Origin of the sequence: Sphaerisporangium perillae (genome assembly GCF_023276435.1) — a bacterium.
In the GTDB taxonomy this organism is placed as follows: Bacteria; Actinomycetota; Actinomycetes; order Streptosporangiales; family Streptosporangiaceae; genus Sphaerisporangium; species Sphaerisporangium perillae.
The window spans coordinates 83,834-98,766 of sequence record NZ_JALLPO010000005.1 but is presented as its reverse complement, the minus strand read 5'-3'; the positions used below and the strand labels follow the sequence as shown (position 1 = coordinate 98,766).

Genomic DNA, 14,933 nt, shown 5'->3' with positions numbered 1-14,933 from the left:
CGCCCGGCGACCTGAGGTCAGGCAGGGACGCCCATCGCCTCCTGGGCGGCCGTGAGCGTCCGGGCCAGCGCCGACAGGCCGTACTCGATCTCCTCCGGAGTCACCGAGAGGGCGGGGCGCAACCGTACCGACCGCTCGCCGCAGGGCAGGACGAGCACTCCCTCGTCCTCGCGCAGGGCCTGGACCAGCCGATCCCTGCCTTGGGGGGCGTCGAAGGCGCACAGGAGACCTCGTCCCCGGACGTCGCGGACGATGTCGGGGAAGCCGGCCTCCAGCTCGCGCAGGCCGCCGAGCAGCGTCTCTCCGAGCACGCGGGCCCGCGGGATCAGCCCGTCCCGCTCGATGATCTCCAGCATGCGGCGGGAGCGCACCATGTCCACCAGGCCGCCGCCCCAGGTGGAGTTGATCCGCCCGCTCACCTGGAACACGTTGCCCTCGACCTCGTCCACCCGGCGGCCGGCCATGATGCCGCCGACCTGGACCTTCTTGGCGAAGGCCACGATGTCCGGCTGGAGTCCGAGCTGCTGGTAGGCCCACGGCGTACCGGTCGCCCCGACTCCCGTCTGCACCTCATCCATGACGAACAGCGCGTCCCGCTCGTGGCACAGGCGCTGGACGGCCTGCAGGAACTCCGGCCGCATGTGGTTGTCGCCGCCCTCTCCCTGGATGGGTTCGGCGATGAAGCAGGCGATGTCGTGCGGATGGCGGTCGAAGGCCGCGCGCGCCTGGGCCAGGGATCGCTCCTCGGCCGCCTCGACATCCCCGAAGTGGATGGCGGGCACGTCGATCCTCGGCCAGTCGAAGACCGGGAAACGGTCGGTCTTGACCGGCTCGGTGTTGGTCAGCGACAGGGTGTATCCGCTGCGGCCGTGGAAGGCCCGGGTCAGGTGCAGCACCTTGGTGCCGAGCGCGCCGGAACGGCCGCACGCCTCGTTGCGGCGGCTCTTCCAGTCGAACGCGCACTTCAGGGCGTTCTCCACGGCGAGCGCGCCCCCCTCGACGAAGAACAGGTGGGGCAGCTCGGGGTCGCCCAGCACCCGGGCGAAGGTGTCGGCGAAGTCGGCGAGGTGGGCGGTGTACATGTCGGAGTTCGCCGGCTTGTTGGCCGCCACCCGGCCGAGCAGGGCCTGGAACTCCGGATCGTCCCGGAACGGGTTCACGCCCAGCGGGGCGGAGGCGAAGAAGGTGTAGAAGTCGAGGTACCGGCGGCCGCTGCCCGCGTCTACGATCCACGACCCGGCGCTTCGCTCCAGATCGAGTTCGAACCGGTAGCCGTCGACGAGCAGGTGGCGGGCCAGCCGGCCGAGGACGCTCATGTGCTCTCCCATGCGGGGTTGGACACTACACAAGAGTATTCCCGGCCTGCTGGCTGATTATGTGGAAGCTTTTCGGTACATGACCCTTACCGCGCAGGATTTTCGCTGAGACCCTCCGGCGGTCCGATACATCTAGACGGCGTGTGCGGCGGTGTCCGCCCTCCCCCGCCTCATGCCCTTCATCCGGTAGGCCAGCACGAGCAGCGAGGCGCCGTAGAGGATGGCGAACAGGCCTATCAGCCACGTCAGGGCGAGGGCGCCGGAGGCCGGCCAGATGAACAGCAGGATTCCGAAGACCACCGCGAGCACGCCGCTGGCCAGGTTCATCCAGTCGGTGTCGCCCGCCTTGCGGCGCACGATCGCCGCGACGATCTCGGCGACGCCGATCACGACCGCGTAGGCGGCGATCAGCATGAGCAGGGCCAGCGCCGTGATGCCCGGCCAGACCCAGGCGACGATTCCGGCCAGCACGCCGAGGACGCCGGAGATGATCAACCACGTGCGCGAGTCGCGAGGGTGGGCGCCGCGGAAGGCCTCGTAGAGGGTGAAGCCCCCGTTCACGATCGCGTAGGCCCCGAAAAGGATGACCAGTGTGAGCAGCGTTATGAGAGGCCAGACGATGGCCAGGATGCCGAACAGGACCGCACAGGCGCCGCGCACCGCGAGCACCCACCAGTGACGGGCCACCTCGCCGATGATCTCTTGCATGACACCCTCCTCGATCGAGCTACGTTTCGGTTCCTATCCGCGAAGCACCTGGTAGCACACCAAATTGGAGCCAAATGCTGTCTACATGCCGGAAAGTCCGGCAATATCCTCTGAAGTCGCGGACACGCGTCAGCGAGGAACCTGAAGGGGATGCCGGTGTCACTCCGTGAAGCCGCCAACGACATGAGCGAGGAGCTCGTACGGCTGCGCCACGCGCTGCACCGCGAACCCGAGCTGGGCCTGGACCTGCCGAGGACCCAGGAGAAGGTGCTCGGCGCGCTCGCGGGCCTGCCACTGGAGGTGTCGACCGGCAAGGGGCTGAGCTCTATCACCGCCGTGCTCCGCGGGGCGGCGCCCGGGCCCACCGTGCTGCTGCGCGGCGACATGGACGCCCTTCCCGTCTCCGAGCGCAGCGGCGCCGCGGTGGTCTCCGAGGTCCCCGGACGCATGCACGCCTGCGGGCACGACCTGCACACGACCATGCTCGCCGGGGCCGCCCACCTGCTCGCGGCCCGGCGCGACCGGCTCGCGGGCGACGTCGTCTTCATGTTCCAGCCCGGCGAGGAGGGCGCGGGCGGCGCCAAGGTCATGATCGACGAGGGGGTGCTGGACGCCTCGGGACGGCGTCCGGTCGCCGCCTACGCCCTGCACGTGATCAGCTCGGTCCTCCCCCGAGGCGTCTTCGTCAGCCGGGGCGGCCCGATCATGGCGGCGGCCGACCGGCTGCTGGTCACCGTACGCGGCAAGGGCGGGCACGGCGCGACCCCGCACCGGGCCGCCGACCCCATCCCCGCCGCCTGCGAGATGGTCACCGCGCTGCAGACCATGGTGACGCGGGGCTTCGACGTGTTCGACCCGGTCGTGGTCACCGTGGGCAGCTTCCACGCCGGGACCGCGGACAACGTCATCCCCGACGAGGCCCGCTTCGAGGCGACGGTGCGGTCGTTCTCCGCGGCGGCGCACAGCCGCATCCAGGAACGCATCCTCATGCTGCTCAAGGGCATCGCCTCCGCGCACGGCCTGGAGGTCGAGGCCGACTACGACGTCAGTTACCCGGTGACCGTGAACAGCTCCGCGGAGGCCGACTTCGCCGGCGCGACCGTGCGGGAGGTGTTCGACGAGCACCGCTATATCACCGCGCCCCAGCCGTTCACCGGCTCCGAGGACTTCTCGTTCGTCTGCGACCAGGTGCCGTCCGCCTTCATCGCCCTGGGCGCCTGCCCTGGTGGTGCCGACCCGGCGCGCGCCGCCTACAACCACGCGCCGGAGGCCGCCTTCGACGACGCGGTGCTGCCCGACGGGGCGGCCCTGTACGCCGAGCTCGCCGAGCGGCGGCTCGCCCGGGAGGCCGCCGGCTGAGCCCGGCGCGACACCCTCAGGCCGCGGCGTAGACCACCAGCGAGACGGCGATGTACTGCACGACGTACGCGGCCAGGGTGAAGGCGTGGAACACCTCGTGGAAACCGAACCACCGGGGCGAGGGGTCGGGGCGGCGCAGGCCGTACACCACGCCTCCGATGCTGTAGAGGACGCCACCGGCGATCACGAGCGTGACGGCGGCCACCCCGGCGCCCTGGAGGAGCTGGGGCAGGACGAAGACGGCGGTCCATCCCAGCGCGATGTACAGCGCCGTGTAGAGCCGGCGGGGCGCGCCCAGCCACACGGCGCGGAAGACCACCCCGGCGACCGCGCCGGTCCAGACCACCGCCAGCACCGCGACCCGCACCGGGCCCTCCAGCGCGAGGAGCGCGAGGGGCGTGTAGGTGCCGGCGATGATCAGGTAGATGTTGGCGTGGTCGAGACGCCGCAGCACCTCGGCCAGGCGTGGCGCCGAGCGGCCCCGGTGGTAGGCCGCCGAGATGCCGAAGAGCAGGCCGGAGGTCACCGCGTACACGGCGGCGGGCAGCGCTCCGGCGTGCAGCCAGCCGCGCAGCCGGGGCGGTGAGACCACCGGGCCGGGCTCGCGGTCGAGTGGTGGCGGCGAGACCACCGGGGCGGGCTCGCGGTCGAGTCGTGGCGGGGAGACCGCCGGGGCGGGGGTGCGGTCGAGAGCTGTTGCGATCATCGTCAGGACCTCCTTATAACCTACGCTACCGTAAGTTACGTAGCCGTAGGTTGTGAGTCCGATCACTGTGACGCGGCGCACGAAGTCGCGCCGAGGAGGCGCGCGAGGTCACAACGCGCCGGCGAAGCGTCCGGCGAACGAAGTCACGACGCGGCGAGGAAACGGTCCTTGAACGCAGTCACAACGCGCCGAGGAAGCGTCCGGCGATCGAGGCGGCGGCGCCGGCGCCCGTGCCGCCGTGCTCGACGAAGACCGCGAACGCCAGGTCGCCCCGGTAGCCGACGAACCAGGAGTGGTCCTCGCCCGACGCCGCCTCGGCGGTGCCCGTCTTGCCCGACACCCCCTCGGGCAGCCCGGAGGAGGCCGCCGTCCCATCCGCCACCACCGCCGCCATCATGGACCTGAGCTGCGACACCACCGGCGCGGGCAGGGATCTCGGCTTCGGCCTGCCGTCGATCTCCAGGCGCTTGACGGCCTTCTCCGACATGAGCCGGGGCGGGCGCCAGGTGCCGTCCCGGACGGCGGCGGCGACGAGCGCCATGCACAGCGGGGTCGCCTGCACCGAGTTCTGCCCGATGGCGTCGGCCCCGAGCTGGTCGCCGTTCCTGGCCTCCCGCATGGTCCCGCAGACGCCGCCGAGGCCCGATTTCAGGTCGCCCCCGAACCCCAGCTCCGCCGCCTCCCGGCGGAGCATCCCTCCGCCCAGGCGCTCGACGGCGAGCCGGCTGAACGTCGTGTTGCACGAGAGGGCGAACGCCTCGCGCAAGGTCACCGTGCCGTGGCCCTCGTCCTGGTAGTTGTCGAAGGTCCGCCCGTTCGGGACGGTGTAGTGCGCGGGGCAGTCCACCGGCGTGTCCGCGGTCAGCCGGTCACCGAGCAGCGCGGCCGCAGTGATGATCTTGAAGGTCGATCCGGGAGGGTAGGGCGTGTAGAAGGCGCCCTGGGCGGGCAGCCGGTCGGACACCGCCAGCACCTCGCCGGTGGACGGCCGGACCGCGACGACGGCCGCCGGGTTCTCCACGCCGTCCAGCGCGCGGGCGGCCGCCGCCTGCGTCCACCAGTCCAGGGTCGTCCGGTAGGTCCGCTCCGTGGGCCGGCGGAACACCACGAGGTTCCTCGCCTTCCCCGTGGCCGAGGTGGCCTCGATCGCCCACCCCGCCGGCGGATCCTCGTAGAACTCGTCGATCTTGCCGATGAGGTCCTCGGCGTAGGTCTCGGCGCCACTGTCACGCGGCAGCGGCCTCCCCTGGCGGGTCAGCAGCTCGGTGCCCGGCACGGGGATCTCCCGGATGCGCAGGCGCTCGTCCGCCGCGACGCCGGGGTGCAGGGTCTCGGGCGTCCAGATCACCTTCCACTCGCCGTCTCTGACAGCGAGGTGCAATACCGAGGAGAACCGCCACTCGCCGAGCTCCCCGATCTGCCGGACACCCTGGAACGGCAGGTCCGCGGCCCGCTCGCCGTGCCGCACCGCCGTGCCGGGCGTCAGCTTGATGGAAAGCACCTGCAGGTCGGCGCTCAGGCGCCGATGCTCTTCCATGAAATCGGCGGGCGGAGAGGCGACGCGCTTGCGCATCTCCGCGAGGTTCTCGGCCGCCCAGGCGTCGAGATACGCCCGGCCGACCGCTTCAGGGCTGCCGTTCACCCGGCGCGAGTCCACCACCAGGGCCACGAGGGAGGCCGCGACGATGACGAGGCTGACCCCCACGAGAGCGAGCAGACCTCGGCGGCGCATACGGTTCTCCCAAGAGTGCCGGGTATGGCACATCCCGATATATCAGAATCACGGGAGACCATGTGGGCAAGCGCAAAGCTGAGGAGGCTCCCCTGCCCGGCCGCTACCCGGTGGACTCGGGCGAGGTCGAGCTCCTGCGTGACCTCGACCGGCCCAACGGGTGGCTGCTGAGCATGGCGGGAGTCCCCCAGTCGTACGTCGATCTGGACGATCCCACCTACCTCGACTTCGAGTATGTCCGGCTCATGGCGGACGTGATCGACGCGATCGACGAAGGTCCGCTGGACGTCGTCCACGTCGGCGCCGGCGCGTGCACCCTCCCCCGCTACGTCGCCGCGACCCGCCCCGGCTCCCGCCACATCGTGATCGAACCGGACGCGGCCCTCGTGCAGCTCGTCCGAGACCAGCTACGGCTGCGGTCCGTGCCCCGGCTGAAGGTGCGCGTGGCGGACGGCCGCACGGCCGCCGCCGGCCTGCGCGACGCCTCGGCCGACCTGTTCGTCCTGGACGCCTTCAGTGGCGCGACGATGCCCCTCGACCTCGCCACGGCGGAGTACATGGGCGACATCGCCCGCATTCTCAAGCGGACCGGCACCCTGCTGATCAACATCGCCGACGGCAAAGGGCTGGCCTTCGCGCGCCGCGTCGTCGCCACCGTGCGCGGCACGTTCGGGCACGTGGCGCTGCTCGCCGAACCGGGCATCCTGCGCGGACGCCGGTTCGGCAACCTGATCGTGGCCGCCTCGCCCGCGCCGCTGCCCCTGCGGGAGCTGACCCGCAGCGCGGCGGGCGGCCTGACCCAGGCGCGGTGCGTGTACGAGGACGACCTGGTCAACTTCGTCGCGGGCGCGGCTCCGATCAAGGACGGCGACCGGGTGGTGACCCCCGTCCCGCCGCCCGCCCTGTTCGAGTGACCTCCCGGGTGGCCGGACCACCCGGGCTCAGTCGAACAGGTCCGGCTCGGCGCGGGTGATCTGGTCGTAGAGCGGCTGGAAGTTGATCCACCCCACCAGGTCGTTGCCGATCTGGCCGTGGGTCAGCTTGGCGTTCTCGTGGCTGATCGGGACGACCTGCCCCGCCGCCTTGGCCAGGAGCTGCGCCTGGCACGAGCGCTCCATCGTGATGAACCACCAGGCGGCGGCGTCCACCGAGTCGCCGACCGTCAGCAGTCCGTGGTTGCGGAGGATGACCGCCTTGTGGGAGCCCAGGGCCTGGGCGATCCTGCGGCCCTCCTCGGTCTCGACCACCACTCCGGTGTAGTCGTCGAACAGTCCGTGGTCCTCGTAGAACGCGCACGCGTCCTGGGTCAGCGGTTCGAGCGTCTGACCGAGGGACGACAGGGCCTTCCCGTGCACCGAGTGGCTGTGCGCGGCGGCCACCGCGTCCGGGCGGGCCTGGTGCACCATCGAGTGGATCGCGAACGCCGCCTGGTTGACGTGGTAACGCCCGTCGACGACCTCGCCCTGGTGGTTGACGAGGATCAGGTCGCTGACCTTGATGTGCTTGAAGCTCATCCCGAAGGGGTTCACCCAGAAGTGATCGTGGTGCTCGGGGTCGCGCGCGGTGATGTGGCCGGCGACGCCCTCCTCGAAGCCGAAGCGGCCGAACAGCCTCAGCGCCGCGGCCAGCCGCTCCTGGCGGTGGCGCCGCTCGTCCGCCACGTTCTCGAACTGCTGCGGAAGCCGGAAGGTCAGCTGCTCGCCGGGCACGGGGCGAAGGTCCGCGAGGCTCATAGGGGTTCTCCTCATCGCCGAACTTCTGTCGGTTACTGAGCAGTATGCCCGCTGGCCCTGGACGCGTGAAGCCGCCCCGTCGAGGGAGACCCGAGCTCCTGGCATGCTCTCCGCCGGGCCGGAGGCCGGCTCGGCACATCTGGTAAGGGATCTTTCCTGATGACAAATTACTCCCAGGGAACAAAAGTCATCCTACCGAATGGCATTGCCCGGCCTAACGGGAAACGTCCGGGGCCCTCGACCCCATTCGCCCGGCCCGTTACAGAGTCACGTTCATCTGCACATGCATTTGCATGCCGCCGCTGCATGTTCGAGGAGGTCGGCCCTGCTGGCCAACGCACTACCGACACTTCCTCCCATAAGTAAGAAAGCGGACATAAGTCGACCACTCCCGCCGCAGACGCCCTTTCTGGAACACCATTCGGCAGCCCATCAAGGCAGCTCATTGGGCACATGAGGATGATCTTTCACGAAATATCAGGCGTAGGGCGTGCCGACCTGTACGCTGTGGCCACATCGGGGAACGATCAGGCAATTTAAGGAGGTATAACTCGATATGACACTAACTGAGCAGCTAAGTGCGGAGCCGTCCGGACCTCGGTCTCCGACCGGCCCGCCGGCGCGCTGGGGCAAACGCGCCGCGAGGGCGGCGGCCCGGCATCTCCTCGGCTTCAGCAGCGGTGTGGCGGTCGCGGTGACCGCGGCCGGCGTGCTCCAGGCGATCAGGACCTGGCCCTCGCCTGTCGACGAGATAAGCATCGAAGTTCCGCAGCACGGGTCACATACGAAAGTCGGCCCCTGCCTCCGGGTGATCGGTCACGGCACGTCCCGGCCCGGCACCAAGCAGGTGATAGCGGTACAGCAGACCGACACGAGCGACAGCCCGATGACGTTCTTCACCGATGTCCGCATCGTCGGCGATGAATGGCAGATATCGGTGCCCCTAACCGGGCCGGAGGACAGCTGGTTCCGCATCCGGTCGGTGGTGCTGTCGACCAAGCTGGCCGATTATCTGGAGTCAGTGGGGGGCAGCGTCGGCAGATCCAGGTGGATATCGCCCACGATGCCCCCCGGTAGTGCCATAACCGACTCGGTGGATGTTCAACGGGGTCCTGGACAGATCTGCTGAACCCCTCCGAGTGAGGCCGAATCTGGGTGGCGGCCTTCCGGCTGCCGCCCAGAACGGCGTTCGTAGAGCCTATGACACGTCCGGACGGCGCGCATCAGCCGTTCTTCACCTTTTTATCCGGCCGGTCGTCGTAGTGGCAGACCTCACGGCCGTCGATCAGGACGCGCAGCGCGCGGCTCATCACGTCGAGCGGGTCGCCCGACCACAGCACCACGTCGCCGTCGAGGCCGGGCCTGAGGGCGCCGGCACGATCGTCGAGACCGAGGACGGCGTCCGGGTTGACGGTGCGGTGTCCCTGCCACAAGAGGGACTTCTCATTCCGGTGTCAGACGTTTTTCATCTAGGGACGGCAGATTTCTGGATGTGGGGGCACCTCTCCTCGGGGGAGATCACCAGATCGTCCGAGAGGTGCCCCGGACGGGATACCTCCATGCGCCTCAACAGATCTCTCGCCGTCACGGCCATCCTCGGCTTCGGCCTGCTCACCGGGACCGCGGTCGCCGGCACGGCCTACGCGGACGCCACCGATGCCCGGTCCATTCCGGCGGCGACCGCGTCACCCCACTCCTCCACCGGCGAGGAGTACGGCAAGACCTACGGGAACGCGTACCTGAACACGAGCCGGAAGGACCCCGGTCACGGCGACAAGAAGAACGGTGGCCGCTCGCGTGTCCCGGCTTCGGTCAGCGCGACGGTGAGCCCGGCCAAGGTGTCGCAGGGAGGGTCCTACACGGTCTCCATCGCGACGAGTGGCGTGAAGAACGGGACCACCGCGACGGTGACAGGCGTCGACGGGAAGTCCTCGACGGTGACGGTGAGCAAGGGCGAGGCCACCGCCGTCCTCAGGGTCCCGCGCCGGACCGCACCGGGCGCCTACGAGGTGACGGTCACCGTGGGCACCCTCAGCGACACGGCGGACCTCACCGTCGTCAAGGAAAGGAAGCACACCCCGGCCAAGCACTGAACAAACCGGCCCGCCGGCCTCGCCCCCCGGCCTCCAGCGAAGGAGGCCGGGGGCCGCACGTTCTTCCGTGAAACCTGCGCCGCCTTCCGTGAAACCTGCGCCGCGGCCTGCGTCCCTTCCGGGCCGTGGACACCTCGCGGACGTAGCCCCCGTGGTGGCTCGGCCGGCGGTACTAGCCGCCGAGGCGGGTGCCCGGGTTGGCGACGGCGGTCACGAGGCAGTAGCCGATCGGGCCCGAGGTGTCGTGCACCGTGCAGTGGGCGGTGGCCACGCCGTCGTCGCTTAGGTGGCCGTTCGACTCCAGGCCGATGTCCTCGCCGAGCGGCAGGCGGCTCAGGGTGAGCGTGTAGTCGGCGTTGATGAAGTGCAGGCCCGCCGTGCCGGAGTTGGCGAGAGGGCTGGCGAAGTCGCCTGCCAGCGCGACCCGCACGAACGGCGACATGGTCTCGCCCTCGACCAGCGGAAAGGTCTCCCTCAGCCAGACGCGCTTCGGCCCGGGGTCGGTCCAGGAGGTGAGCCGCCAGAGGTCGAACGGCGGCGTCCAGGCGCCCGGCGGCTGCGGGCCGATTTCCTCGGGGGTCGGCGCGTCCCAGGTGGGCGTCCGCGACACCTCGCCCTCGGGCTGCTCGCCCCGCCTCAGGAGCACGGCGGTGGCCCGCGCGATCGCGCCGTGCCCGGCGGTACGCACGGTCGCGTCGGCCACCCGGATCCGGCGGCCCTCTCTGATCCGTACGGTCTCCACGCTCAGCGGCACCAGCGGGCTGTTGCGGAACAGGTCGACGGTCAGCCTGGCGAAGTGGAACTCCGGATCGCCGTGCTCGTCCTCGATGGCCCGCGCCGCGAGGCCGCCGAGGAGCCGGCCGTGCAGCATGTCCGGCGCCCAGGGGCTGCGGGCGTGTGGCGCGGGGACGAACTCACCGTTCTTGAGCGAGAAGAACGCTTCCTTGTCAGGCACAGAACGAGATTCTAGTCACCTCGGCCGGCATCGGGCCGCGGAACGACGGGGTCAGCCGGTGGCGCCGTGGTCGGCGGCGATGGCGTCGATGCGGGCCGCGAGCGTGAAGTCCCTCTCGGTGAGGCCGCCTGCGTCGTGAGTGGTCAGGGCGAGATGCAGCCGGCGCCACCGGATGTCGATGTCCGGATGGTGATCGAGACTCTCGGCCTGCTCGGCCACGTCGTTCACGATGGCGATGGCCGTACGGAAGTCGGGGGCGACGACCGTACGCCGGATCTCGTCGCCCGCGCGCTGCCATTCGGGCACCCCGCTCAGCCGGGTGGAAATCGCCGCGTCGTCCAGCCTGTCCATGGCAGGAGTTTTTCACGTGACGGCGGAGTTGTCGCCCGTCCGGGACGGCGTGGCTGATCGCAGCCGGGACAGGCCGCGCCAGAACGCCCGGTCGCCGTCCTGGACGGCCGGCGCGGCGTCCGGCTACCGCCGCCCGGACAGGCGGGCCAGGTAGCCGTGCGTGACGATCTGGTCGGCCATCCGCGTGTAGGCCTCGGGGTCCTCCGGGGCGTAGGTGGCCAGGCCGTCGACGTAGCGGTTGTACATGCAGAAGGCGGCGGCGATGAGCACGGTGTCGTGGATCTCGACGTCGGTGGCGCCGGCCTCGCGCGCCGCCTCGACGTGGTCGGCGGTGACGGCGGTGCCGATCCGCTGGACCGCGGCGGCGACGTGCAGCAGCGCCTTGAGCTTGCCGGAGATCGGGGCGGTGTCGAGGTCGGAGCAGGCGTGGGCGACGGTCTCCGCGCCTCCCGGCAGCTGCGCTGCGGCGAACGCGGCGTGCGAGGCGGAGCAGAACCGGCACTGGTTGAGGCTGGACACGTAGGAGGCGATGAGCTCGCGCTCGCCCCGGGTCAGCGTGTTGTCATCCCGCAGCAGCACCTCGGCGAGCTCGCTGAGCACCCTGCCGGTCTCCGGCCGGTACTCCATCAGCCCTCTGATCCCGGGCGCGTCGTTCCCCAGTTCGATGTGTGGCATGGAAGTCTCCCGTCATCGCGTGGTCGGGCGCACGGCGGGCGTCGTCGTGCGGAATACAGAGATCACCTTATGAAGGTCGGAGTTCGGCGTCCGGACGGCGGGCGCCACCGTGAGAAACGGTGAGCGCCGCGTCCGGACGGCGGGCGGACCGGTCAGACGCCGGCCAACTGGCAGGTGGCGGTCGACTTCTTGGACGGGTCGCTCTCGGAGGTCGCGGTGAGCTTGAGGCGAGCCAGGTGGTCGCCTCCCTTGCTCCGCTGGGCGTAGACGGGTACGAGGGTGGTTTCACCGAAACCGACGGCGGCCAGCCGGTTGGGCGCCCACGTCGACCATCCCTTGCCGTCGACGGTGGTGTCCAGGCGGTAGACGTCGGACTTCAGGTACGCGCCGACGTCCTCCGGGTGCTGGGCCTGCGAGGCGGCGGCCCCGCCCGTGTTGGCCAGCGGGAAGCGGCACGCCGCCCACTCCGTCCCCTTGGCGACCGCGGCGCTGGGCAGCACCTTGACCGCGCGCCGCTGCGGGCCGGCGCCGTCCAGGGAGCGGATCGCGATCGTGTAGGAGAGCACACCCTGCTTGTCACGCTTCAGGTCGAGCACGTAGAAGTGCAGGCGATTGGCCGGGTCGACGTACTCGTACTCGCTGCCGGAGTCGGTGCCCGCGTGGAAGAGGGCGTCGGACAGCTGCCGGTAGTCGCCGATCGTGATGGGGACGCGCGTCCCGTCCGGCAGGACGTAGTCGGTCATGCCGATGTCCTGCGGGTTGGCGTCGATGACCCATTCGAACGGCGCCCGGTCCTGGTTCTTGGTCTTGGCGAGCAGCACGCCGGAGTCCGGGGTGAAGGAGTCGGAGCCCATGCGGTCCACGACCTCGACCGTGTAGTTCTCGTAGCCGCCGCCGTCGCAGAGCGGCTCGGTGGCGAGGTCGCACTTGGGGCTGAGGTCGCCGGTGCCGAGGGCGATGTTGACGCCGGACAGCCCGTTCTCGCCCGGCTGGACCTCGCGAGCGGTGACACGGGCGACGACCAGGCCGGATTCGGCGAGCGCCTCCCGCGACAGGCGCAGGACGTTCTTCTCGTCCACCATCTCCAGCTTGATCTTGTTGCGGAGCATGTGCTGTGCGCCCATCGAGCCGCCGCCCGTGGGTGGGATGGTCCACCGGCTGTGCGGGCCGCCGGGGCCGTTGAAGCTGCCTCGGCTGAGCATCTCCCAGATCCCGGTGTACGCGCGGCGCGGCGGCACGCTGAAGGGGTTGTTGTAGTTGTCGCCGATGCCGAGGATGTGGCTGAACTCGTGGGCGTAGACGCCCTGTCCCGAGCTCTCTGCCTGGGTGGAGGATCCGCCGCCGGCGTTGGGCCAGATGGTGGACCCCGAGGCCCAGGAGGTCCATTCGACGTACCGCGTCCTGGCCCAGTTGGGCAGGGCGGGGTCGGGCGGCCCGAAGTCGTCGGTGACCTCTTCCTTGGTGGGGAACTTGATCGGCCCGAACTCCTGCCAGGTCGACGACTCGTCCTGCCCGGCGCTGAGGTAGAAGACGAAGTCGTACTTGGCGAGTTCGTCCTCGCCGGCGTCGGCGGCCCACGCGGCGCGCCCGTCGGTGCGGATGTTGCGGTTGCAGGTGTCGCCCGCGGGGCAGGCGGTGCCGGCCTGGAACTCCATGGCGTACTCGTGGGACTTGCCCGGCATCTCGTACGGGCCGAACGCGGTGAGGTCGACGCCGTACCTGCCGCCGGAGTCCTCCATCCAGTACTCGTTGATGGTGTGCCCGCGGTTGAGCTGTCCGGGGGTGTTGAGGAAGTCCTTGTAGAACTGCGCGACCTGGTCGCGGGGGATGTCGTGCGCCTCGGAGCTGGGGTTTCCGAACACCGTCGAGTGCGCGGGACGGGTCACCACGAACGACTGGCCGGGGTAGTCGAGCAGGACGAGCGCGCCCTTGAACGTGCGCTTGGAGGCGACGCCGGCCGGGTCGGCCCAGGTGGTCCCCGGGACGGGCTTGTAGTCGTCCCAGGTCATATGGTCGGGGTTCTTCCAGTTCTGCGGGTCGATCACGGCGGGCCCGCCCGGCTTGCCCTTGAGGACGGCGGCGGGCTCCCCTTCCTGCCAGGGCTGCCGCTGCGGCCAGTGGTCGGCCTGCCATGGGTTCGCGGGTTCCGGTGGCGGCTCCGCGGAAGCCGGTGCCGCGGCCAGTCCCACGGGACCGAGCACGGCGGCGATGATCAGTATGGTCAGTCGTCTCTTCCTGCGATAGGTCGACGACTCGGTCACGGCCTCACCCCTCCGTATGAGCACGGCGTCCGGCCAAGCACGCGCCGGACGTCTTGCCGGAGATCATCCATCACTTGCCGGAAGTCCGATAGGGGGTTTATCCGGCAAATGATGAAGTCCAGCGAGATGAGGCGAAAGCACCCGCTACTTGACGGCGCCGGCGGTGAGACCGGACTGGATCTGCCGCTGGAAGATGATGTAGACGATCATCATGGGGATGATGGCCATGCTGAGCGCGGCGAACAGTCCCGGCCAGTCCGCCTCGTAGCCGGCGCTGGTGTTGATGTTCGCGATGCCCTGCGTGATCAGCCACTTGTCCTCGACGCTGCCCGACAGCAGCACGATGGGCAGGAGGTACTGGTTCCACTGGCCGAGGATGTTGAAGATCGTGATGCTGATCAGGCCGGGCCTGGCCATCGGCATCATGATCTGGAAGAACGTCCGCGTGTGGGAGCAGCCGTCCATCATCGCCGCCTCGGCCACCGACGTGGGCAGCGTCTTGAAGAACGCCGTCAGGAAGAACACGGTGAACGGCAGCGAGTAGGCGATGTAGACGAGGATCACGCCGAGGTGGGTGTCGATCAGGCCTAGGTTGCGCACCACGAAGAACAGCGGGACCAGCGCCAGGAACACCGGGAAGGACAGCCCCGACACGAACAGGTAGTAGATCGCCCGGTTGCCCCAGAACCTGTACCGCGCCAGCACGTACGCGGCCATCGATCCGAACAGCATCGTGAACAGCGTGCTCACGCCGACGACCAGGATGGTGTTCAGCATGTACCTGCCGACGTGCGCCTTCTCCCACGCCCGTCCCCAGGCGTCCCAGCCGAAGCTGTGCGGCAACGCGAGCGGCGCGTCCCCGACGATCTCGGGATTGGTCTTGAAGGAGGCGAGGAACGTCCACAGGATCGGGCCGACGACCAGGATCGTCCACACGATGAGCGCGACGTGGGAGAGGGCGCCGAAGACGCCCACGGAGTTCTTCTGCCGGCGGCGGGCCGCCGCGCGCGGGGCCACGCGGACCGCATCGGTCTGGATCGCCAT

General features: G+C 69.8%; 14 protein-coding genes and 1 pseudogene. 4 read left to right on the top strand and 11 right to left on the bottom strand.

Annotated elements, in window-relative coordinates; genetic code table 11:
* Nucleotides 1-17: 17 nt before the first annotated feature.
* Nucleotides 18-1,316 (bottom strand): L-lysine 6-transaminase, encoded by a 1,299-nt coding sequence (gene lat, locus MYF83_RS06530; protein WP_248959266.1) that lies wholly within the window; start codon nucleotides 1,314-1,316, stop codon nucleotides 18-20.
* A 132-nt stretch (nucleotides 1,317-1,448) separates the two neighbouring features.
* Nucleotides 1,449-2,024 carry an HdeD family acid-resistance protein gene (locus MYF83_RS06525; protein WP_248959265.1) on the bottom strand — a complete coding sequence of 192 codons (576 nt, stop codon included), beginning with the start codon at nucleotides 2,022-2,024 and terminating at the stop codon, nucleotides 1,449-1,451.
* A 156-nt stretch (nucleotides 2,025-2,180) separates the two neighbouring features.
* Between MYF83_RS06525 and MYF83_RS06520 the strand changes: the two genes are divergently transcribed.
* Nucleotides 2,181-3,383 (top strand): M20 metallopeptidase family protein, encoded by a 1,203-nt coding sequence (locus tag MYF83_RS06520; RefSeq protein WP_248959264.1) that lies wholly within the window; start codon nucleotides 2,181-2,183, stop codon nucleotides 3,381-3,383.
* A gap of 16 nt (nucleotides 3,384-3,399) precedes the next feature.
* Here MYF83_RS06520 and trhA read toward each other — a convergent pair whose 3' ends face one another.
* Nucleotides 3,400-4,089 carry a PAQR family membrane homeostasis protein TrhA gene (gene trhA, locus MYF83_RS06515; RefSeq protein WP_248959263.1) on the bottom strand — a complete coding sequence of 230 codons (690 nt, stop codon included), beginning with the start codon at nucleotides 4,087-4,089 and terminating at the stop codon, nucleotides 3,400-3,402.
* A gap of 178 nt (nucleotides 4,090-4,267) precedes the next feature.
* Nucleotides 4,268-5,821, bottom strand: a complete 1,554-nt coding sequence (locus MYF83_RS06510; protein ID WP_248959262.1) for a penicillin-binding transpeptidase domain-containing protein — start codon at nucleotides 5,819-5,821, stop codon at nucleotides 4,268-4,270.
* Between the two features lie 62 nt (nucleotides 5,822-5,883).
* Between MYF83_RS06510 and MYF83_RS06505 the strand changes: the two genes are divergently transcribed.
* Nucleotides 5,884-6,735: a spermidine synthase gene (locus MYF83_RS06505; RefSeq protein WP_248959261.1), complete on the top strand. Its 852-nt coding sequence runs from the start codon at nucleotides 5,884-5,886 to the stop codon at nucleotides 6,733-6,735.
* 27 nt (nucleotides 6,736-6,762) lie between these two features.
* Here MYF83_RS06505 and MYF83_RS06500 read toward each other — a convergent pair whose 3' ends face one another.
* Nucleotides 6,763-7,554, bottom strand: a complete 792-nt coding sequence (locus MYF83_RS06500) for a class II aldolase/adducin family protein (RefSeq protein WP_248959260.1) — start codon at nucleotides 7,552-7,554, stop codon at nucleotides 6,763-6,765.
* 682 nt (nucleotides 7,555-8,236) lie between these two features.
* On the opposite strand from MYF83_RS06500, the gene MYF83_RS06495 reads away from it, so the two are divergent.
* On the top strand, nucleotides 8,237-8,683 hold the full coding sequence (locus MYF83_RS06495; protein ID WP_248959259.1) for a hypothetical protein: 447 nt from the start codon (nucleotides 8,237-8,239) through the stop codon (nucleotides 8,681-8,683).
* 94 nt (nucleotides 8,684-8,777) lie between these two features.
* Here the strand turns inward: MYF83_RS06495 and MYF83_RS06490 are convergent.
* A pseudogene (locus tag MYF83_RS06490) lies at nucleotides 8,778-8,969 on the bottom strand (amidohydrolase); the annotation flags it as partial.
* Nucleotides 8,970-9,113: 144 nt separating this feature from the next.
* Here MYF83_RS06490 and MYF83_RS06485 point away from each other — a divergent pair.
* Nucleotides 9,114-9,647, top strand: a complete 534-nt coding sequence (locus MYF83_RS06485; RefSeq protein ID WP_248959258.1) for a hypothetical protein — start codon at nucleotides 9,114-9,116, stop codon at nucleotides 9,645-9,647.
* A gap of 172 nt (nucleotides 9,648-9,819) precedes the next feature.
* On the opposite strand, the gene MYF83_RS06480 is transcribed toward MYF83_RS06485, so the two are convergent.
* From MYF83_RS06480 to MYF83_RS06460, 5 genes are all read right to left on the bottom strand, one after another.
* The gene (locus MYF83_RS06480) at nucleotides 9,820-10,602 is read right to left on the bottom strand and encodes an acyl-CoA thioesterase domain-containing protein (RefSeq protein WP_248959257.1); all 783 of its coding nucleotides are present in this window, start codon (nucleotides 10,600-10,602) and stop codon (nucleotides 9,820-9,822) included.
* 51 nt (nucleotides 10,603-10,653) lie between these two features.
* Nucleotides 10,654-10,953, bottom strand: a complete 300-nt coding sequence (locus MYF83_RS06475; protein WP_248959256.1) for a 4a-hydroxytetrahydrobiopterin dehydratase — start codon at nucleotides 10,951-10,953, stop codon at nucleotides 10,654-10,656.
* A gap of 123 nt (nucleotides 10,954-11,076) precedes the next feature.
* Nucleotides 11,077-11,628 carry a carboxymuconolactone decarboxylase family protein gene (locus MYF83_RS06470; RefSeq protein WP_248959255.1) on the bottom strand — a complete coding sequence of 184 codons (552 nt, stop codon included), beginning with the start codon at nucleotides 11,626-11,628 and terminating at the stop codon, nucleotides 11,077-11,079.
* Between the two features lie 152 nt (nucleotides 11,629-11,780).
* Entirely contained in the window at nucleotides 11,781-13,889 is a 2,109-nt protein-coding gene (locus tag MYF83_RS06465; RefSeq protein ID WP_248959254.1) for a M6 family metalloprotease domain-containing protein, read from the bottom strand.
* A gap of 144 nt (nucleotides 13,890-14,033) precedes the next feature.
* Entirely contained in the window at nucleotides 14,034-14,933 is a 900-nt protein-coding gene (locus MYF83_RS06460) for a carbohydrate ABC transporter permease (protein WP_248959253.1), read from the bottom strand.

Excerpts from the sequence above, each read along its gene's own strand:
- lat (WP_248959266.1), bottom strand. The coding sequence starts at position 1,316 with ATGAGCGTCCTCGGCCGGCTGGCCCGCCACCTGCTCGTCGACGGCTAC.
- MYF83_RS06525 (WP_248959265.1), bottom strand. The coding sequence starts at position 2,024 with ATGCAAGAGATCATCGGCGAGGTGGCCCGTCACTGGTGGGTGCTCGCG.
- trhA (WP_248959263.1), bottom strand. The coding sequence starts at position 4,089 with ATGATCGCAACAGCTCTCGACCGCACCCCCGCCCCGGCGGTCTCCCCG.
- MYF83_RS06510 (WP_248959262.1), bottom strand. The coding sequence starts at position 5,821 with ATGCGCCGCCGAGGTCTGCTCGCTCTCGTGGGGGTCAGCCTCGTCATC.
- MYF83_RS06500 (WP_248959260.1), bottom strand. The coding sequence starts at position 7,554 with ATGAGCCTCGCGGACCTTCGCCCCGTGCCCGGCGAGCAGCTGACCTTC.
- MYF83_RS06485 (WP_248959258.1), top strand. The coding sequence starts at position 9,114 with ATGCGCCTCAACAGATCTCTCGCCGTCACGGCCATCCTCGGCTTCGGC.
- MYF83_RS06475 (WP_248959256.1), bottom strand. The coding sequence starts at position 10,953 with ATGGACAGGCTGGACGACGCGGCGATTTCCACCCGGCTGAGCGGGGTG.
- MYF83_RS06470 (WP_248959255.1), bottom strand. The coding sequence starts at position 11,628 with ATGCCACACATCGAACTGGGGAACGACGCGCCCGGGATCAGAGGGCTG.
- MYF83_RS06460 (WP_248959253.1), bottom strand. The coding sequence starts at position 14,933 with ATGGCGATCCAGACCGATGCGGTCCGCGTGGCCCCGCGCGCGGCGGCC.